Origin of the sequence: Herbihabitans rhizosphaerae (assembly GCF_004216555.1) — a bacterium.
Lineage (GTDB): Bacteria > Actinomycetota > Actinomycetes > Mycobacteriales > Pseudonocardiaceae > Herbihabitans > Herbihabitans rhizosphaerae.
This window is the reverse complement of record NZ_SGWQ01000008.1, coordinates 130,883-150,167: the sequence shown is the minus strand read 5'-3', so window position 1 is coordinate 150,167 and position 19,285 is coordinate 130,883. Positions and strand designations below refer to the sequence as shown.

Here is a 19,285-nt window from a genome sequence, read left to right as displayed (position 1 = left end):
TTACTCCGGCTCGATCCAGGTCAGCGCGGCCAATCGCCCAGTGGTCCCATCCCTGCGGTGACTGAACAGTGAGCGGTCTTCCACCGTGCAGCGCGGGTCAACTCCGATCTTCGCGACACCGGCCGTGGCGAGCTGCTGCCACAATCCGGCGCGAAGATCGAGGCCAGGTGTGCCCTTGCGGGTGATACTGGCGCTGCCCGGCAGGTGCTGTTCGACATCGGATTGCATCTGGGCCGGGACCTCGTAGCACTCGCCGCACACCGACGGGCCGAGCAGGACCTCCACCCGCTCCACGTCCGCGCCCGCGTTGACCATCGCCTCCAGCGCGGCGGGCAGCACTCCGATGCGGGCGCCGACCCGGCCGGCGTGCACCGCGGCGGCGACTCCGGCCTCGGGATCGGCGAGCAGCACCGGCACGCAGTCGGCGACCAGGGCGATCACGGCGATGCCCGGCTCGGCGGTGACCAGCGCGTCGGTGGCCTCGGCCGGCTCGGTGCGCGGCTTGTCCACCACGGTCACCGTCCGGCCGTGCACCTGCTCCATCCAGATCAGCCGGTCCCGGTCGAGCCCGAGATCGTCGGCGAGCCTGCGCCGGTTGGCCTCGACCGCCGCCGGGTCGTCGCCGACGTGGTCACCGAGGTTGAACGAGTCGTACGGCGCGGCGGAGCGCCCGCCGGCACGCGTGGTCACTACCCGACGAATCCGCACGGGTCCGAATCTATCGGTGTCACCTACGCATGAACGGAGGCACGTCCACCTCGTCGTCCGGGTCCTCGGTCACCGGAACCGCGCGACCGCTCGGGAACCCGCTGCCGGCCCGCTGGCCGGTCAGCCCCTGCGACCCGGAGCCGCTGGTCGGGCGCGTGCTGCCGTAACCGTTGCCCGCCGAGGTCGTCGCCGGCATCTGCTGGGTGGTCTCCTGCTGGCTCGGCGGCGGAGGCGGCGGCGTGGTCGGCCGCTGCGGCTCGGCCGGCTGCTGGGGGCGTGTGCCACCCACCTGGCCGGCCTGCCCGGACGCCATCCCCGAGCCCATCCTGTTGCGCGATCCGACCGCGGACGGCTCCAACTTCTTGTGCGTCGGCGTGCCGCTGTCGAACCCGGCGGCGATCACGGTCACCCGCACTTCGTCGCCGAGCGAGTCGTCGATCACCGTCCCGAAGATGATGTTCGCCTCGGGGTGCGCGGACTCCTGCACGAGCGAGGCCGCCTCGTTGATCTCGAACAGCCCGAGGTCCGAACCTCCCGCGATGGCAAGGAGAACGCCGTGCGCGCCGTCCATGGACGCCTCCAGCAGCGGCGAGTTGATCGCCTTCTCCGCCGCCTGCACCGATCTCCCCTCGCCGCGCGAGGAGCCGATGCCCATCAGCGCGCTGCCCGCGCCGGACATGACCGACTTCACGTCGGCGAAGTCCAGGTTGATCAGGCCGGGCGTGGTGATCAGATCGGTGATGCCCTGCACACCGGACAGCAGCACCTCGTCGGCCGAGCGGAACGCGTCCATCAGAGACACGCCGACGTCGCCGAGCTGCAGCAGCCGGTCGTTCGGGATCACGATGAGCGTGTCGCACTCGTTGCGCAGCTCGGTGATCCCGTCCTCGGCCTGCTTGGCGCGGCGCTTGCCCTCGAAGTTGAACGGGCGGGTCACCACGCCGATGGTGAGCGCGCCGAGCTTGCGGGCGATCGAGGCGATCACGGGCGCGCCACCGGTACCGGTGCCACCGCCCTCACCCGCGGTCACGAAGACCATGTCGGCGCCCTTGAGCACCTCTTCGATCTCCTCGCGGTGGTCCTCGGCCGCCTTGTGCCCGACCTCCGGATTCGCGCCGGCGCCGAGGCCGCGAGTCAGCTCGCGGCCGATGTCCAGCTTCACATCGGCGTCGGACATGAGTAGTGCCTGCGCGTCGGTGTTCACCGCGATGAACTCGACACCCTTGAGGCCGACCTCGATCATGCGGTTCACGGCGTTCACGCCACCGCCACCGATGCCGACGACCTTGATCACCGCGAGATAATTGTGCGCGGACGTCATCGGTTCCGCCTTCCTGATCGTGGTCTTGCGTCCTGACGCACTGGGCAACTCTCAACCACAGGTTTAGAGTTATGTCAACCCCGCGCGTCAAATGAGGACGGTAGGCAGGAGGACGGCGGGAATCCAGCAGCCACGCCGCGTGTCGCGAATCTGTTTGGCCACAACACAAGGCCGAGTTGGTGAGCCCTCGGTCGATGGGCTTCGTGATCGAGGTGGTTCCTGACAAGGCGGAGGGCAGGTCTCGTACCTGGGTTTGTACTTGGCCTGTCCGACAACGCAGTCAGGGGCCGCCTCGGCACGGAGACCGCGACCACGGGGCTCGCCAGCGCGGCCTCATTCGCCGGTGACGCCGTCCAGCATCTCGCGGAGCAGATCGAGATGGCCGACGTGCCGCGCGGTCTCCTCGATCATGTGCGCGATCACCCACCCCAGGTTCACCCGCTCCTTGCCGCGCGGCACCTCGTGATCGAGGTCGAACTTCGCCGCGACCGCACGGCTGCGCTCGCACTCCCGCTCGTACTCGGCGATCAACTGCTCGACCGGCGTGCGCACGCCGTACCGGAACTCGGCGTCGATGTCGGTCTCGAACGCGTCCTTCCACGGGTCCGGCGCACCGTCGAACAGGATCGCGAACCAGTACTGCTCGTTGTAGGCGAGGTGCGCCAGCAGCCCGGAAACCGTTGTCAGCTCGGAGGTAACGAGCTGCTTGCGGGCCTGCTCGTCGGTCAGGCCGGAGGCCTTCCACACCACGGTGGCGCGCTGGTAGTCGAGAAAACCGGTCAGTTGCTCCCGGATGTCGCCGGTCATCGGCGGGTCGGGGCGATTCGGAGTCGTCATGGCGCACAGTGTGGCGGTGGGGTCCGACAACGCGAACCTGTTTAGAGGTGAACCGGATTACCGCTGCGCGAGCACCTTCACCAGATCCTGCACGAACTTCGCGAGCAGCTCCTCGGACTGCCGCACCGGCGTCGGCACCGCCCTGTTCGTCGGCCCCGGCGCGTGGTACTTCACCTCGAGCACCAGGTTGCGCACCCTGATCGCGTAAGTGATCGACGCGATCACCGGGTCGTCCGGCTTGCGGACGCCCACCTCGTCCGCGCCGGCCACCTGCGCCGGCACGAACCCCGAGGCGGCGTTGCGGGTGAAGCTCTGCGCGAAGTACTCCCGCGCGCGCTCGATGCCGGAGCGACCGATCGCCTTCATCAGCGAGCCGGTGATGTCCAGGTCGTAGGTGACATACCCGACCCCGGGCGGGTTCACCTCCCCCCTGGCACGCCAGGTCACCATGCCGGTCGGGGAAACCCCGCCGCCGGGGACGATCATGACCTTGTCCTTCAGCAGTTCGGTGACCCTGGCCTGGTTGAGGACCGAACTGAGATCGGGCAGCGCCTTGATGTCGTCCTTGCCGGGGTCGTCGCGACTGGTCGTGGTCCGGGGCCGGGAGGTGGTGGTCTGCTCGACTGTCCCGGCCGTGTCAGCAGGCGACGCGGTACCGCTCACCTGCTCGGCGCACCCGGCGAGCAGCAGGCCACCCGCGATGGCGATCACACCGAATCGCTTGTAGGACAACGGGTTCACCTCCGGTAGAGCGCGACGAAGTCGGCCACGAAGCGCGCCATGATCGCCTCGGACTGTGCGGTCGGAGTCGGAACGAGCTTATGGCTGGGCGAGGGCGGGCTGTACTCCAGGTCCAGCAACGCGTTCTTCACGCGCACCGCGTACCGGATGAAGGTGGTGTTCTCCATGACATTCCAGTGCTTCTTCGCCGCGTCCGCGCCCGGCACGGTCACCGGCTCGAAGGCGACCGGCTGGCCGTTGGTGTACCGCAGGTCCATCTGAGCCTGCGCCGCCTCGGCACCGGTACGGCCCGCGCGCGCGGTGATCAGCATCGCCGTGATCTTCATGTCGAACGTGGCAATGCCCGTGCCCGGCGGATCCACGACCCCGCCGCCGGACCACATGAAAGTGGCGTCCGTCGAAGCCGGGTTGGGCCTGGCGTAGATGTTGTTCTTCAACACCTCGGCGAGCCGGTTGGCGTTGAGCACTCGCGGAAAGTCCGGGTGCTCCTTGAAGTCGTCGTTCGGCGGCTTTGTGGTGCTCGGGGCGGTGGTTACCGTCTGGCCGGTGTCACCGGCCGGGGACGCCGTGCCCGCGACGGTCTGGCCGCATCCGGCCAACGTCAAACCGCCCACGACCAGGACGGCCGTGAGTGCCGTTCGCATTCGTCTCCTCGTCTGTCGCCGCCGCCGCGGGGCCATCCCAGCACAGATCCCGGCGGCTCGCTGGCGGAACCGGTTCAACGGTCAGGAAACCGTGGCCATCTCCGGGGTGGCGACGTCGAACACCTTCTTGTCCTTCAACGTGAGCAGTGGCACCAGCACGGCGACCTTGCGGTCGGAGTTGTTCTGGTCGCCCCACTTCACCGTGCGACCGTCCACAAGGGACAGTTGGACGTTGCCAGGGGTCTGCGCCGTCACGGTGGCCACGGCGGCGCGCAACGAATCCGGCAGCTTCGCCAGCACCTGGACGGCCGCCCTGGTGGCCGGGTCGGCGACGGTCGGGTTGGCCACCTTCAACTCGGGCAGGCCGGCCGGCGGCTCGTCGGCCAGCGCGAAGTTCACCCCGGACGCGTCCACCAGGCGCGTGCCCTCGGCGCTCTTCACGATCGCCACCGCGGCCCGCTCCGTCACCCGAATGTCCACAGTGGACGGCCAGGAGCGCTCCACCTCCACCTCGGCCACCCTGGGCAGCTTCGCCACCCGGGCGCGCACTTCGTCGGTGGACAGCCGCAGCATCGGGGTGCCGTCCTCGATCGCCGCCGCTGCGCGCACCTCGTCCGCGGTGAGCGAGACCGTCCCGGTGACGTCGATCGACCGCACGCCGAGTACCGAGGTGAACATGCCGACGCACACCAGCGTGGTGACCACCGCGAGGCCGATGATCACCTTCATCTTGCTCGACCGGCGCGGCGGCTCGTCGTCGGCCGCACGGCGCGCGCGGGCACGATCACGAGCGGAGCCACGGACGGTCGTCATCAGCCGGCCCTCTCCTCGAGCGTGGCGAGGATCTCCGGCCCGAGCATGGTCACGTCACCGGCGCCCATGGTGAGCACCAGATCGCCTTCCCGCACCAGCGAGGCCACCAGTCCCGGCACCTTCTCGAACGACGGCTCGTAGTGCACCCGCTCGGCCGGCGGCGGCACCGCGTCCACGACCAGCTTGCCGGACACACCCGGCCGCGGCTGCTCGCGCGCGCCGAACACGTCCAGCACCACGATCTCGTCGGCCAGCCCGAGCGCCTCGCCGAACTCGGTGGCGAACGTGCTCGTGCGCGAGTACAGGTGCGGCTGGAAGACCACCAGCAGCCGGCCGCCGGACACGGTCGGCCGCACCGCGCGCAACTGTGCCTCGACCTCGGTCGGGTGGTGCGCGTAGTCGTCGTACACCCGAACGCCCGCCGCGCGGCCCTTGAACTCGAACCGCCGGCGTACCCCGCCGAACGCGGCCAGCCCCTCCAGCATGCCCTCGATCGGCGCGCCCAGTTCCAGTCCGGCCAGCAGCGCGGCCAGCGCGTTCAGCGCCATGTGCTCGCCGGGCACCGCCACGTCGACGTCGAACTCGGTGCCGGACAAGGAGATCCGGGCCACCCCGGCGCCGTCGGCCGGCCGGTAGTCGATCAGCGTGGCGTCGTCGTCGCCGGCCGCCGCGCGCCCGTAGCCGCGCACCCGCACGCCTCGCGCACGGGCCAGCTTCTCCAACTCGACCGCGCCCGCGTCGTCCGCACAGGTGATCAGCACGCCGTCCGGAGTGATCCGGTCGAGGAACTCGGTGAACACCGACACGTACGCCTCGGCCGTGCCGTGGTGATCGAGGTGATCGGCCTCCACGTTGGTCACCACCGCGACCGACGGCGAGAACACCAGGAACGACCCGTCGCTCTCGTCCGCCTCCGCGACGAAGATCCCGCCGCTGCCCTGGTACGCGTTCGCGCCCGACTCGTTGAGGTCACCGCCGATCGCGAACGACGGGTCCAGCCGGCAGTGCTGCAGCGCCACGGTGAGCATCGACGTGGTCGACGTCTTGCCGTGCGTACCAGCGACGCACGCCACCCGGTGCCCGAGCATCAGCCCGGCCAGCGCCTCGGACCGGTGCAACACCGGGATCCCGCGCTCGCGCGCCTCGACCAGCTCCGGGTTGTCCTCCTTGATCGCGGTGGACACCACGACCGCGGTGGGGCCGTCGGTCAGAAGGTCCACATTGGACGGATCCTGGCCGACGGCGATGTGCGCGCCCTGCGCCCGCAGCGCGAGGAACGCCCGCGACTCCTTGGCGTCCGAGCCGGACACCTTCTTCCCGCGCGCCAACAGGATCCGGGCGACGCCGCTCATGCCGGCGCCGCCGATGCCGATCAGGTGGGCCCGCTCCAGCGCCCCGGGAGTCTCGGGAATCGTCACCGCTCGATGTCCTTCTTCGCGTGTTCGTCCGCCACCTCGAGCACCATCCTGGCGAGCACGTCGGCCGCCTCACGGTGCCCGGTGCCGCTGGCGGCCGCACTCATCCGGTCGCGCTTGGCGGCGTCGGTCAGCAGCGGCACCACGGTCTCGGCCACCGAGTCCGGGGTCAGGTCCGCGTCATTGATCATGAACGCGCCGCCCGCGTCCACCACCGGCTTCGCGTTCAGCGCCTGCTCGCCGTTGCCGATGGGAAGCGGCACGAACACCGCCGGCAGCCCGACCGCGGACACCTCGGCCACGGTCATCGCGCCGGACCGGCACAGCACCGCGTCGGCCGCCGCGTAGGCCAGGTCCATCCGCTCCAGGTACGGCACGGTCGCGTACTTCGGCGCACCCGGAACCTCTTGCACCGCAAGGGAATTCTTCGGACCGTGCGCGTGCAGGACGCCGATGCCGGCATCGGCCAGCCGGCGGGCCGCGCCGGACACCGCGTTGTTGATCGTCCGCGCGCCCTGGGAGCCGCCGAACACCAGCAGCGTCGGCGCGTCCGGATCCAGCCCGAAGTGCTCGCGGGCCTGCGCGCGCAGTGCGGCCCGGTCCAGCTCGATGATCGATGTCCGCAGCGGGATGCCGATGACCTCGGCGTTCGGCAGCCCCGAGTCGGGCACCGCGACGGCCACCCTCCTGGCGAACCGCGCGCCCACCTTGTTCGCCAGGCCGACGCGCGCGTTGGAGTCGTGCACCACGATCGGCGTGCGGCCGCGCGCGGCCAGGTACGCCGGGAGCGCCACGTAGCCGCCGAAGCCGACCACGACGTCCGCGCCGACGCGGTCGAGCACCTCGCGGGTCTGCTTCACCGCGGCGCGCACCTTCAGCGGCAGCTTGAACAGATCGGCGGTGGGCTTGCGCGGCATCGGGACCGGCGGGATCAGCTCCAGCTGGTAGCCGCGCGCCGGAACGATCTTGCCCTCCAGTCCGCGCTCGGTGCCCAGTGCCACGATGCGCGCGTCAGGACGGATCCTGCGCACCGCGTCGGCCAGTGCCAGCGCCGGCTCGATGTGTCCGGCGGTGCCGCCTCCGGCGACGACCACACACGGTCCGTCGTGCTGTGGGGCGCGCACGGGTTCCTGGCTCAACGTCTTCCTCCCTCACCTGCCGCGGGCGCGTCTGTCGCCGGTCCGGCCGCGCTGGCGCGCGGGTGCCGAGCGTCGCACCCCACGCCGGTCGGCGGTAGAGGGCGACGGCGAACTCGACTGCGATCCTGGCAGTGATCCTGTTTGGGGCCGCGCGGACTTTCGCTTGGCCGGTGTTTGGTAAACCTCGGGCGCCGGCAGCCGCATCAGACCACCGAGCCGCCCGGGTCCCTGAGATCGTAGTGCGGCAACGGATTCCGGCTCATGGCGCGCACAGTTAGCCAGGATTCCGAACACCAGCATGGTGATCACCACCGAGGTGCCACCCGAGGAGACCAGCGGCAACGTGATTCCGGTGACCGGCAGCAGGCCCACCACGTAGCCCATGTTGACCGCCGCCTGGGCGACCAGCCACGCGGTCAGCGTGCCGGCAACGATCCTGATCCACGGGTCCACGTTGCGGGTGGCGATGCGCATGCCGACGATCGCCAGCATCACGAACAGCCCCAGCACCAGCGCGCAGCCGAGGAAGCCCAGTTCCTCGCCGATCAGCGCGAAGATGAAGTCGTTGTGCACGTTGGGCAGGTACTTCCACTTGGACGGCCCCTGCCCGAGGCCCTTGCCGAACAACCCGCCGTCGGCCAGCGCGTACAACGCCTGGTTCGCCTGGTACGCGGCGCCGGCGGTGTCGTCGGTCGGGCTGAGGAAGCTCAGCACGCGGGACAGCCGGTAGCCCGAGCCGATCGCCAGCACCACCACGCCGGCCAGCGCGCCGGCGGCGATCGCGCCGAACAGCCGGAACGGCGCGCCGGCGAACCACAGCAGCGCGATCAGCACCACGCCGAGGGTGACCGTGCCGCCGAGGTCCGGCTGCAGCATCACCAGCGCGAACATCAGCAGCGCCACCGGGACGACCGGCACGAGCAGGTGCCGGTACTGGTGCAGCACCGCCCGCTTCACCACGAGCACGTGCGCGCCCCACAGCGCGAGCGCCAGCTTGGCGAACTCGACCGGCTGGAACGCGCCGAGCGAACCGAGGCTGAACCAGCCCTTGGTGCCGTTGAACCGGCTGCCGAGCGGGGTGAGCACGAGCACCAGCAGCAGCACGCTGAGCGCCATCGCGACCGGGCTGATCATGCGGATCCGCTTGAGCGGCAACCGAAGCCCGAGCCAGAACAGCACGAACCCGACGAGCACGAAGATCAGGTGCTTGCGGAACACCGCGTACGCCGAGGCGCCGCCGCTCAGCGACTCCACCGAGGACGCGGACAGCACCATGGTCGCCCCGAGCACGGTGAGCAGGCCGAAGATCGCCAGCACCAGGTGGAACGACGCGAGCGGCCGGCCGAGCCAGGCGGTCAACGCCATGCGTATCGTCGTGATCCGCCCGCGCGCCCGGCCCGTGCCGCTCCCCCGTTCGCGCTTGGGCTCACGTCTGGGCTCGCGTTTGGGCCGGTCGACCACCGCCATCAGGGTGCTCCGGGCAGCGTGCGCACCGCCGCCTCGAACGCCTCGCCCCGATGCGGGTAGTTGCGGAACATGTCCCACGACGCCGCGGCCGGCGCCAGCAGCACGACGTCACCGGGACGTGCCATCGTCGCAGCCGCGTACACCGCTGTCTCCATGGCGCCATGGTCTCTTGACTCGACCGTGTGAACGGGTACATCCGGCGCGTGTCGCGCAAGCGCAGCGGAGATCACGTCCGCGTCCTGGCCGATCAGCACCACGCCGCGTAGCCGGTCGGCGACCGTGGTGACCAGCTCGTCCACCTCGGCACCTTTGAGCTGGCCGCCGGCGATCCACACCACCGAGTCGTGCGCGAGCACCGAGCCGGTGGCCGCGTGCGGGTTGGTCGCCTTGGAGTCGTTGACGTAGCGGACGCCGCCGATCTCCTCGACGAGCTGTGCGCGATGCGGCTCGGGCCGGTAGGCGCGCAGCCCCTGGCGCACCGCCTCGGCCGGCACGCCGTGCAGGCGCGCGAGTGCGGCGGCGGCGAGCGCGTTGCCCACGTTGTGCGGGCCGGGCGGGTTCACCTCGGCCGTCGGGCACAGCGGCTCGTCGTCAGCCAACCAGCCGTCCCGAACGCCCCACCGGTGCTCCCCCGGCTCGCCCAGCGTGAAACTGGCCCGCGCGCCGTGCGACTGTCCGATGTGGACGGACGCGGGGTCGTCGGCGTTGTACACGCCGGTGGTCGCGCCGTCGAAGATCCGGGCCTTCGCGGCGGCGTACTCCTCGCCGGTGCCGTGCCAGTCCAGGTGGTCGTCGGCCAGGTTCAGCAGCACGGATGCCGTGGTGCGCAAGGAGGTCTGCCAGTAGAGCTGGAAACTCGACAGCTCGACGGCGAGCACCGCGTGCCCGGCCAGCACCGCGTCGGTCACCGGAAGGCCGATGTTGCCGCAGGCGATCGCGTCCACCCCGGCGGCGCGCAGGATCACGTCCAGCATGCCGACCGTCGTGGTCTTGCCGTTGGTACCGGTGACCGCGAGCCACACCGGCGGCTCGGTGAGCATCGCCGAGATCCGGCAGGCCAGCTCCACCTCGCCGATCACCTCGATGCCGGCCTCGGCGGCGGCCACCAGCACCGGGCTGGACGGGCGCCAGCCGGGACTGGTCACCACCAGGTCGACACCGTCCGGCGGGGTGGTCAGCCCGGCGGCCAACTCCGCGCCGGTGTCGGTCAGCTCGGCCAGCCGCTCGGCGTTCCCGTCGGTCACGGTGACCTCGGAACCCATGTGCCGCAAGGCTTTCGCCACCGACCGGCCGGTCACGCCGGCGCCGGCGACGAGAACCCGGCGCCCGGAGTACGCGCCCGCGAGCTGCTCGGCCCGCCAGTCGTCCGGGCCGCCGGTCACCTGATGCCGCCCGCCGCCAGCCACTCGCTGTAGAACACGCCGAGGCCGAACATCGCGCAGATTCCGGACAGCAGCCAGAACCGGATGATCACCGTGGTTTCCGCCCACCCGGCGAGCTCGAAGTGGTGGTGGAACGGCGCCATCCGGAACAGCCGGCGCCGCGTCGTGCGGAACACCGCGATCTGCAGCACGACCGACATCATCTCCACCACGAACAGCCCACCGATGATGATCATCAGCATCTCGGTGCGGGTGACCATCGACAGGCCGGCGACCAGGCCACCGAGCGCGAGCGATCCGGTGTCACCCATGAAGATCTTCGCCGGAGCCGCGTTCCACCACAGGAAGCCGATGCACGCGCCCATCGCGGCCGCGGCGACCACCGCCACGTCCAGCGGGTCGCGCACGTAGAAGCAGCCGTTCTCGATGCCGCGGGTGCAGTCGTTGGAGAACTGCCAGAACGCGATCACCACGTACGCGCCGGACACCATCGCCGACGCGCCGCCGGCGAGGCCGTCCAGCCCGTCGGTGAAGTTCACCGCGTTCGACCAGGTCGCCACGATCAGATAGCAGAAGACGATGAAGCCGATCGCGCCGAACTCGATCACCTTGATGTCGCCGATGAACGACAGCCGGTCACTGGCCGGGGTGAGCCCGACGGCCGAGTTGTCCGGGAACTGCATCGCCAGGATCGCGAACACCACGGCCACACCGAGCTGGCCGACCAGCTTCGCGGTCTTGTTCAGGCCGAGGTTGCGCTGCCGGCGGATCTTGATGAAGTCGTCGAGGAAGCCGACGAGCCCGAGGCCCGAGGTCAGCAGCAGCAACAGCAGGCCGGACGCGGTGGGCGCCTCGCCGCGCGGCGTGGACATCGCGCTGACCAGGTGCGAGACCAGGTAGCCGGACCACATCGCGACCAGGATCGCGACACCGCCCATGGTCGGCGTGCCGCGCTTGGACTTGTGGCCCTCCGGGCCCTCCTCGCGGATCTCCTGACCGAAGCCCTGCTTGGAGAACACGCGGATCAGGTACGGCGTGAACAGGATCGACACCAGCATCGCGACCGCGGCCGCGAACAGGATGCTCTTCACGCGGCGCCACCCTCCGCCTCGAGCAGCGCCTCGGCCACCCGCCACAGCCTCGCCGCGTTGGACGCCTTCACGAGCACGACGTCACCGGGCGCGATCTCCTTGCGCAGTAGGGAAATCGCGGCATCGACGTCCGGCACCTGCACCGACTCCTCTCCCCACGAGCCCTCCAGGCTCGCGCCTTGATGCATGGCGGACACGTCCGAGTCCGCGCCACCGACGACCACGAGCCGGTTCACGTCCAGCCGGACGGCCAGCCGCCCGATCTCGTCGTGCGCCACCACACCTTCCCCGCCGAGGTCGGCCATGATCCCGAGCACCGCCCAGGACCGCCGGCGCGGCTCGACACGGGACATGGTGGCAAGCGCCTTGAGTGCCGCGCGCATCGACTCCGGGTTCGCGTTGTAGGCGTCGTTGATCACCGTGATGCCGTCCGCGCGGGTGCGCACGTCCATCCGGTGCGCCGAAACCCGTTGCGCCCCACCGAGTCCGGCCGCGACCTGGTCGACGGACGCGCCCAGCTCCAGCGCGACGGCGGCCGCGGTGAGCGCGTTGCCGACGTGGTGCGCGCCGTGCAGCGCCAGCCGCACCGGCGCGCTGCCCGACGGCGTCACCAGTTCGAAGCTCGCCCGTACCTGGTCGTCCAGCTCGACCTTGTCCGCGCGCACCGTGGCGTCGGGGTGCGTGCCGACGCCGACCACCCGCGCCGGGGTGCGCTCGGCCATCGCGGCGACCAGATCGTCGTCCAGGTTCAGCACCGCGACACCGTCGGCCGGCAGTGCCTCGACCAGCTCGCCCTTGGCGACCGCGATCCCTTCCCTCGAGCCGAATTCGCCGACGTGCGCGGTGCCCACGTTGATCACCGCGCCGATCCGGGGCGGCGCGACGCGGCACAGCTCGGCGATGTGCCCCGGCCCGCGCGCGGACAGCTCGAGCACGAGGTACCTGGTGTGCTCGTCGGCCCGCAACACGGTCCACGGGTGGCCGAGCTCGTTGTTGTACGAACCGGGCGGCGCCACCGTCGGGCCGAGCGGCTCCAGCAGCTGCGCGATCAGGTCCTTGGTGGACGTCTTGCCGGACGAGCCGGTCAGCCCGACCACCGTCAGGCCGTCCGCGATCAACCGCTCGGCCACCGCGTGCGCGATCTTCCCGAGGCCCTCCAGCACGGCCGCGCCGGAGCCGTCGGTGTCGCCGGTGAGCGCGAAGGCGCGGCTGCGCGTGTCGGCGGCCGGCGGCACGATCACGGCCGGCGCGTCCACCTCCCTGGCGGCCAGTACACCCACCGCGCCGGCCTCGATCGCCTGTGCGGCAAAGGAATGCCCGTCCACGCGCTCGCCGGGAACGGCGACGAACAGGCCGCCGCCGGTCAGCTTGCGGGAGTCGAACTCCACGCTGCCGGTCACCGTCTCGGTGCCATCGGCCTGATGCAGGCGGCCACCGGTGATCTCGGCGATCTCACCGAGCGTCAACGGGATCACCAGCGGCTCCCGCCGGGCTCGAGCCGCTCGCGGATCGCGGCGGCCAGCTCCTCGGTGTCCGAGAACGGGTGAACCACGCCCTGGATCTCCTGTCCTGTCTCGTGTCCCTTGCCGGCGACGATCACGATGTCCCCCGGCTCCGCGCGGGCCACCGCGGTCTCGATCGCGTCGCGCCGGTTGCCGACCTCGATCACCTCGCCGCGCTGGTCCTTCGGCACCTCGAGCGCGCCGGCCATCATCGCGGCCCGGATCTCCGCCGGGTCCTCGGTGCGCGGGTTGTCGTCGGTGATCACCAGCAGATCACTGCGCCGGGCCGCCTCCGCGCCCATCATCGGCCGCTTGCCGGTGTCCCGATCGCCGCCGCAACCCAGGACGGTGATCACCCGGCCCTTGGTGCGGGCGCGCATCGCGTCCAGCGCGCCGGCCACGGCGGCCGGCTTGTGCGAGTAGTCCACGACCGCGGTGAAGTCCTGGCCCATGGTGACCCGCTCCATGCGGCCGGGCACCTCCACCGTGGACAGCCCGGCGGCGACGTGCTCCTCGCTCACCCCGACCGCGGTCAGGCACGCCGCCGCCAGCAGCGCGTTGGCCACGTTGAACTCGCCGGGCAGCGGCAGCGTCACGCCGAAGTGCTGCCCGTCCGGCCCGTCGACGGTGAACGACTGCTCGCCGGTCGGGTGCGCCACCAGGTCGGTCGCCGTCCAGTCGCCGGGGACGTCGGGCGAGCCGGCCAGCGCCACGGTGATCGTGTGCGGGGTGACCAGCCTGCGGCCCCAGTCGGTGTCCACGCACACGATCTCCGTGGTGGACCGCCCGTCGAACAGCAGCGACTTGGCCGCGAAGTAGTCCTCCATGTCGGAGTGGAAGTCCAGGTGGTCCTGGGACAGGTTGGTGAACGCGCCGATGGCGAACCGGGTGCCGTTCACGCGGCCGAGTTTCAGCGCGTGACTGGACACCTCCATCGGCACGTGTGTCACGCCGCGCTCCACCATCACGGCGAACAGCGCCTGCAGATCGGGCGCCTCCGGGGTGGTGAACCCCGAGGCCAGCCGCTCGTCGCCGATCCGGGTCTCCACGGTGCCGATCAGGCCGGTGTGGTGGCCGGCCGCGGCCAGGCCGGACTCGATCAGGTACGACGTCGTGGTCTTGCCCGAGGTGCCGGTCGTGCCGATCACGCTCAGCGTCAACGACGGCTCGCCGTAGATCCACGCGGCCATCTCGCCGATCACCGCGCGCGGGTCCTCGTGCACGATCACCGGCACCTCGCCGGCGGCCAGCGCCGGGCGGACGGCGCCGGCCTCGTCGGTGAGCACCGCGACCGCGCCGGCGTGGATCGCGTCGCCGGCGAAGTCCGCGCCGTGCGCCTTCGCGCCGGGCAGCGCGGCGAACAGGTCGCCGGGCAGCACGTGCTGCGCGCGCAGCGTCGCGCCGGTGGCCGAGACCTCGATCTCGGGGTCGTGGTCGGCGGCGGGCACGAGGCGCGCACCGGCCCTGGCCACCAGGGTGGTCAGCGGCACGGGTTCGATGAGGGAGGGGCGAGGCGGTGCGGTGAAGGCCTTGCCCTCGATTTTCGCGGGCACGTCGCGGAAGGCTACCCGCGCACCCACGGCGATCATGCACGCCCCATGGCGTTTCGCGCGTGTCGCGGCCGTATTCTCAGTCGTTGGCCGGCAGGGTGCAGCACACCTCGTAGTCGCGGCCCGAGCCGCACCAGCAGGGCTCGTCGCTCTCCGGCGGCCAGCTCACCGGGTCCTCGTCGGGAATCGACATCGCGTACACGGCGAGACTGCGACGGTCGGGCTCTCCCCGCAGTTCGGCCAGGTAGTCGTCCGGGTCCGCCATGAGGATCAGCGGCCAGATGCCCTGGGCCTGAAAATCGGCGAGCGCGCATTCGACGTTGCGGCGGTGTTCGTCCCAGTCCTCGCCGAGCCACTGAGCCAGGTGCGGCCAGCGGCGCAGCGCCTCGGCGTGTTCCGCACGCGGCCAGAACAGCGCAAGGCCGGCCGCGTCGAGCAACTGCTGTGCGTGATCATCCCCGTCGGCTTCGGCGGGCTCCACCTTCTTCCGCAGCCGCTCCAGCCCGGCGCGCAGCGAGTCGCCGTGCCAGGTGTCGCCCTCGCGTTCGGCGATCCGGATGCCGATCAGGTACGTGGTCTCGGCCTTCTCGAACTCGTCCGCGGACTCGTACGCCCCGGCGTAGATGTCGTACTCGCCGGGGCCGGCCTCGTTGTCGAGCCTGACGTCCGCGAACACCTGCGTGGCGTCGTCGTAGCGGTCCTGCTGCACCAGGAAGCCGGCCAGCCACGCGCCCGGGTGCGGCTCGCCCTCGGCCTTCTCCATCGTGACGGCGTCGGTCATCGCCTCTTCGGCTTCCGCCAAGCGGCCCATGCCGCCGAGGACTTGGCCGATCATCACCAGAATTGTGCTGGGCAGCATGCCGGGACCACACAGGTTCGGGTTGTCGATCACCCGACGCACGCGGCGGAGGTAGGCCTCCTTCTCCGCCTCAGGCATGTTCGTTCGGTACGAGTCCAACTCTTCCAACGTGAGCACGCGCGGCACGGGACCACGGTAGCGGCTTTCGCGCGTCACGGTCGGATACGCCGGTTGACCGCCTGTCACCTGATATGTAAATGTCTGCACGTTCATGTACCAATCAAGGGGGCTTCATGGACAGTGCATTGCGACACGGAGTCGCCCCACTGCTCGGCTACGCGGCGTTGACCGCGGCACTGGACGTCTACGCCGGCAACCTGTTCAGCACCGTCGACCCGACCGGCGTCGCCGCCGTGGCGTTCACCCTCTCGGCGGTGATCTTCATCGGGTTCACCCTCGTGCGCACCGGGCCGGCAGAGCTGCTCGCCAGGGCGCGGGCCGCCCCCGGCGACGTGCTGGCGCTCAACGTGACCACCGCGGTGACCTGGCTGTCCATGCTGTACGCGTTGAAGTACCTGGAGCCCGCGATCGTCAACGTCGTCGGGCTGGCGCTCGGCCCGGTGTTCGCCGTCGTGCTCGGGCCGTTGCTGCGCAAGGGAAAGCCGGTGCTGGCGGCCGAGGCCATGGTCGCGGCCGGCATCGGTGGCGTGATCGTCGTCCTCGGCTGGGCCAGCCTCACCGGCCGCAGCGGCATCGGCGACATCAGCGGCGAACACGCCCTCGCCGGCATGGCGCTCACCGTGCTGTGCGGCCTCGGTGTCACCACGAACGTCGTGTTCGCCAAGCGGCTCAGCGACGCCGACCTGCCCGCGCACACGGTGCTCGCCCTGCGCCTGCCGTTCACCGTCGTGGTGACCTGGACGATCGTGATCACCAGCGGCGCGCGCGTCGAAGCCGACAGCTACCTCGGCGGCACGCTCGTCGGACTGCTCGGCCTCTCGGTGCCGATCTACCTGCTGCAGATCGGCATCAGGCACACCGAGCCGGTCACCACCTCGCTGCTGTGCACCCTGTCGCCGGTGTTCGCGCTGCTGATCCAACTGCCGGACGGCAGGCTCACGCCGTCCACGCTCACCATCGCGTGCGTCGCCACGATCACCGCGCTCGTCGCGGCCGGCACGCTGTCCCGGGCCCGCCACGAGCGAGCGTCGATCACTGCACCAGTGGCACTACCGGACTCGGTACCGCAGACAGCGGAATGTTGTACCGCTGCGCCAGGAACGACGCCACATCGTGGAACAGCGGCGCCGCCGACCGCCCGTCCGGCCCGCCGTAGTTGGGCGCGTCGAGCATGATGCCCACCACGAATCGCGGGTTGTCGGCCGGCAGGATCCCGGCGAAGGTGATCCAGTACTTCGAGTCGCTGTACCTTCCGGTGGCCGGATCCGGCTGCTGCGCCGTGCCCGTCTTGCCGGAGATCTGGTAGCCGGCGACCGCCGCCGCCGGGCCGGTGCCGCTGTTCTGGCCCGGCGCCTTCTGCACCACGGCGCGGAACATGTCGCGCACGGTCCGCGCGGTCTGCTCGGTCACCACGCGCACGCCCTCCGGCCGCTCCTCGGCCACCCGGGTGCCGTCCGGCTTCACCTGCGCGCGCACGATCCTCGGCGGCACACGCACGCCGTCGTTGGCGATCGCCTGGTACATGCCGGCCATCTGCAGCACGGTCATGGACAGCCCCTGGCCGATCGGCAGGTTCGCGAACGTGGTGCCGGACCACTGCCCGCGCGGCGGCACCGAGCCGGGCGCCTCGCCGGGCAGCCCGACGCCGGTGCGCTCGCCGAGACCGAACTTCTTCAGTACCTCGGAGAACCGGTCCTCGCCGACCTTGCGCGCCATCAGCAGCGTGCCGATGTTGGACGACTTGCCGAAGATGCCCGCGGTGGTGAAGTTCTGCGTGCCGTGCGGCCAGGCGTCGTGCATCACGTGGTCGGCCACCCGCAGCGTGCCGGGCACCGGCGTCACCGCCTCCGGCGTGGTCACCCCGGCCTCGATCGCCGCGGCCGCGGTCACCAGCTTGTTCACCGAACCCGGCTCGTACGGCGTGGTGACCGCCGGGTTGCCCATGGTCTTCGGGTCGCGGAACTGGCCCGCGGTCGGATCGAACGTCTTGTCGTTGGCCAGCGCGTACACCTCGCCGGTCTTCGCGTCCATGATCACCGCGCTGCCGCCCTTGGCGCCGCTGCGCTCGACGTAGCCGGTCAGCCGTTGCTGCAGGTCGTACTGCAGGTCGGCGTCGATGGTCAGCTCCAGGTCCGAGCCGTCGGTCGCGTGCTGCAACTCCCGCGCGGTACCGGGGATCACCACGCCGTCCTTGCCCTCCGCGGTGTCCACGACCTGGCGGCCCGGCTCGCCGGTCAGGACGTTGTCCCGGGAGTTCTCCAGGCCGATCAGCCCGTGCAGGTTGTGCTTGTGCGGGTTCGGGTCGTCGGTGCGCCAGTTGGCCAGCCCCACGATGTTGGCGGCCAGCGACTTGCCCGGGTACTCGCGAGTGGCCCGGTAGTCGGCGATGACCTCCGGGAACCTCTCGGTGATCGCGCGCGCCTGAGCCGGCTCGACGCCGTTGTTCACCAGGTAGGTGAAGGTCACGTCGGAGCGCAGCTTGTCCAGCATCTCCTTCTCGTTGACCTTGTCGCCGAGCAGCTGCTTGAGGTACGCGACGATCTCCGCGGCGCGCGCGTCGTACCCGCCGGGCTTGTCCGCGTACTTGGCACGCTCAGCCTGCGGCCGGTACGACAGCGCGCGCGACTCCACGCTGAACGCGAGCTGCACGCCGTTGCGGTCGGTGATCGACCCGCGCGAGGCGGGCAGCTCGATCTCCGTGGAGCGCTGCTTGGAGGCCAGCTCGGCGAGCGCACCCGCCTTGAAGCCCTGCACGTTGACCAACTGCAGCAGCGCGGCGACCAGCGGCACGATCAGTAATAAGCGCATCACCACGACGCGCTTGCGGTGGTCGTGCGCCTGCGGACGCCGGGACAGCCGCATGCCGCGGTTGGCCACCGGACGGGCGTTCCCCCGCCGTGGCTGGCCCTTCCCCGGCGCCTGCCTGCCGCGGGCGGGACGCCGTCCCTGTCCTCCGGCCGGCGGGCGCATCAGCGGGCTCCCTGCCGAGGCGGCTGCTGGGTCTGGGTCGGCTGCTGGGTCTGCCGCTGAGTCTGGCGCTGGGCCTGCTGTTGTGTCTGCTGAGCCGGCGGCGCCTGCTGCTGGGTCTGGGCCGGCGGCGTCTGCTGCTCCGGTGGCGCCGGCGGGGCGGGCGGCGGTGGCGGCGGGGCCGGACGCACCGGCTTGGCGTCACCGACCACGGAGATCGACCCGTCCGGCCGCACCACCATGCGCGCCGGATCGTTCGCCGGGATCATGCCCTGCGCCTTGGCCCGCTCGGACAGTGCCTGCGCCGAGTCGAGCTGGGCGACCTCGCGCCGCAGCCGCTCGGCCCGCTCGGCGAGGTTGGTCGCGGCCGTCTTGGCCTGGTCGAGCCGGTAGGAGTCGGCCACAGCCTGGGTGGACAGCCACAGCGTGCTGACCACACCGACCGCGAGCAGCCCCATGATCAGGACCACGAACGGCACCTTCGAGCCGGCACGCCGCGTCTCCGCCTTCGCCTTGACGGCCGGCGCCTCGCCCATGCGCTGCGCGCGCTTGGCGTAGGCGCGCTCCGCGGCGGCCGACCGGGTACGCCGCGCCGGCCGCTCCTCGAGCGGCGCCGGAGTGGCTGGAATCGTTGTGGCGGAACGGTTCGTGACCCGTGTGGGCACCCGTGTCCGTGTGCGTGTAGGCGCTGTCATGACTCTCCCCGAACCCGTTCATGCAAGTCTGTGA

The 19,285-nt window shown here is 70.9% G+C and carries 16 protein-coding genes and 1 pseudogene; 1 reads left to right on the top strand and 16 read right to left on the bottom strand.

What is annotated here, in order from left to right; genetic code table 11:
- The 14 genes from pgeF to EV193_RS22745 all read right to left on the bottom strand — a co-directional run bounded on the left by pgeF (nucleotide 1) and on the right by EV193_RS22745 (nucleotide 15,547).
- The gene (gene pgeF, locus EV193_RS22810; protein WP_130346253.1) at nucleotides 1-708 is read right to left on the bottom strand and encodes a peptidoglycan editing factor PgeF; all 708 of its coding nucleotides are present in this window, start codon (nucleotides 706-708) and stop codon (nucleotides 1-3) included.
- A gap of 19 nt (nucleotides 709-727) precedes the next feature.
- Nucleotides 728-2,029: a cell division protein FtsZ gene (gene ftsZ, locus EV193_RS22805; RefSeq protein ID WP_130346252.1), complete on the bottom strand. Its 1,302-nt coding sequence runs from the start codon at nucleotides 2,027-2,029 to the stop codon at nucleotides 728-730.
- Between the two features lie 333 nt (nucleotides 2,030-2,362).
- The gene (locus tag EV193_RS22800; protein ID WP_130346251.1) at nucleotides 2,363-2,866 is read right to left on the bottom strand and encodes a DinB family protein; all 504 of its coding nucleotides are present in this window, start codon (nucleotides 2,864-2,866) and stop codon (nucleotides 2,363-2,365) included.
- A 57-nt stretch (nucleotides 2,867-2,923) separates the two neighbouring features.
- Entirely contained in the window at nucleotides 2,924-3,598 is a 675-nt protein-coding gene (locus EV193_RS22795) for a hypothetical protein (protein ID WP_130346250.1), read from the bottom strand.
- Nucleotides 3,599-3,603: 5 nt separating this feature from the next.
- Nucleotides 3,604-4,251 (bottom strand): hypothetical protein, encoded by a 648-nt coding sequence (locus tag EV193_RS22790; RefSeq protein ID WP_130346249.1) that lies wholly within the window; start codon nucleotides 4,249-4,251, stop codon nucleotides 3,604-3,606.
- A gap of 81 nt (nucleotides 4,252-4,332) precedes the next feature.
- Nucleotides 4,333-5,064 (bottom strand): cell division protein FtsQ/DivIB, encoded by a 732-nt coding sequence (locus EV193_RS22785; RefSeq protein WP_130346248.1) that lies wholly within the window; start codon nucleotides 5,062-5,064, stop codon nucleotides 4,333-4,335.
- Nucleotides 5,064-6,482, bottom strand: coding sequence for a UDP-N-acetylmuramate--L-alanine ligase (murC, locus tag EV193_RS22780; protein ID WP_423202209.1), 1,419 nt, complete (start codon nucleotides 6,480-6,482; stop codon nucleotides 5,064-5,066). The genes EV193_RS22785 and murC overlap by 1 nt, the downstream gene beginning before the upstream one ends.
- The gene (murG, locus tag EV193_RS22775) at nucleotides 6,479-7,618 is read right to left on the bottom strand and encodes an undecaprenyldiphospho-muramoylpentapeptide beta-N-acetylglucosaminyltransferase (RefSeq protein WP_130346247.1); all 1,140 of its coding nucleotides are present in this window, start codon (nucleotides 7,616-7,618) and stop codon (nucleotides 6,479-6,481) included. The genes murC and murG overlap by 4 nt, the downstream gene beginning before the upstream one ends.
- 12 nt (nucleotides 7,619-7,630) lie before the next feature.
- Complete coding sequence (gene ftsW / locus EV193_RS22770; RefSeq protein ID WP_130346246.1) at nucleotides 7,631-9,085, bottom strand: putative lipid II flippase FtsW; 1,455 nt, start codon at nucleotides 9,083-9,085, stop codon at nucleotides 7,631-7,633.
- Nucleotides 9,085-10,467: a UDP-N-acetylmuramoyl-L-alanine--D-glutamate ligase gene (gene murD, locus EV193_RS22765; protein ID WP_130346469.1), complete on the bottom strand. Its 1,383-nt coding sequence runs from the start codon at nucleotides 10,465-10,467 to the stop codon at nucleotides 9,085-9,087. Before murD ends, ftsW begins: the two co-directional genes overlap by 1 nt.
- Nucleotides 10,464-11,558 (bottom strand): phospho-N-acetylmuramoyl-pentapeptide-transferase, encoded by a 1,095-nt coding sequence (gene mraY, locus EV193_RS22760; RefSeq protein WP_130346245.1) that lies wholly within the window; start codon nucleotides 11,556-11,558, stop codon nucleotides 10,464-10,466. The genes murD and mraY overlap by 4 nt, the downstream gene beginning before the upstream one ends.
- Entirely contained in the window at nucleotides 11,555-13,033 is a 1,479-nt protein-coding gene (locus tag EV193_RS22755; RefSeq protein WP_130346244.1) for a UDP-N-acetylmuramoyl-tripeptide--D-alanyl-D-alanine ligase, read from the bottom strand. Before EV193_RS22755 ends, mraY begins: the two co-directional genes overlap by 4 nt.
- Complete coding sequence (locus EV193_RS22750) at nucleotides 13,030-14,649, bottom strand: UDP-N-acetylmuramoyl-L-alanyl-D-glutamate--2,6-diaminopimelate ligase (protein WP_130346243.1); 1,620 nt, start codon at nucleotides 14,647-14,649, stop codon at nucleotides 13,030-13,032. The genes EV193_RS22755 and EV193_RS22750 overlap by 4 nt, the downstream gene beginning before the upstream one ends.
- A 40-nt stretch (nucleotides 14,650-14,689) precedes the next feature.
- Nucleotides 14,690-15,547, bottom strand: coding sequence for an SEC-C domain-containing protein (locus EV193_RS22745; RefSeq protein ID WP_130346242.1), 858 nt, complete (start codon nucleotides 15,545-15,547; stop codon nucleotides 14,690-14,692).
- Nucleotides 15,548-15,666: 119 nt separating this feature from the next.
- Between EV193_RS22745 and EV193_RS34215 the strand changes: the two are divergent.
- Nucleotides 15,667-16,119 (top strand): annotated as a pseudogene (locus EV193_RS34215) (EamA family transporter); the annotation flags it as partial.
- 502 nt (nucleotides 16,120-16,621) lie between these two features.
- Here EV193_RS34215 and EV193_RS22735 read toward each other — a convergent pair.
- Complete coding sequence (locus tag EV193_RS22735) at nucleotides 16,622-18,559, bottom strand: peptidoglycan D,D-transpeptidase FtsI family protein (protein ID WP_130346241.1); 1,938 nt, start codon at nucleotides 18,557-18,559, stop codon at nucleotides 16,622-16,624.
- Nucleotides 18,559-19,221 (bottom strand): cell division protein FtsL, encoded by a 663-nt coding sequence (gene ftsL / locus EV193_RS22730; protein ID WP_130346240.1) that lies wholly within the window; start codon nucleotides 19,219-19,221, stop codon nucleotides 18,559-18,561. Before ftsL ends, EV193_RS22735 begins: the two co-directional genes overlap by 1 nt.
- Nucleotides 19,222-19,285: the final 64 nt, after the last annotated feature.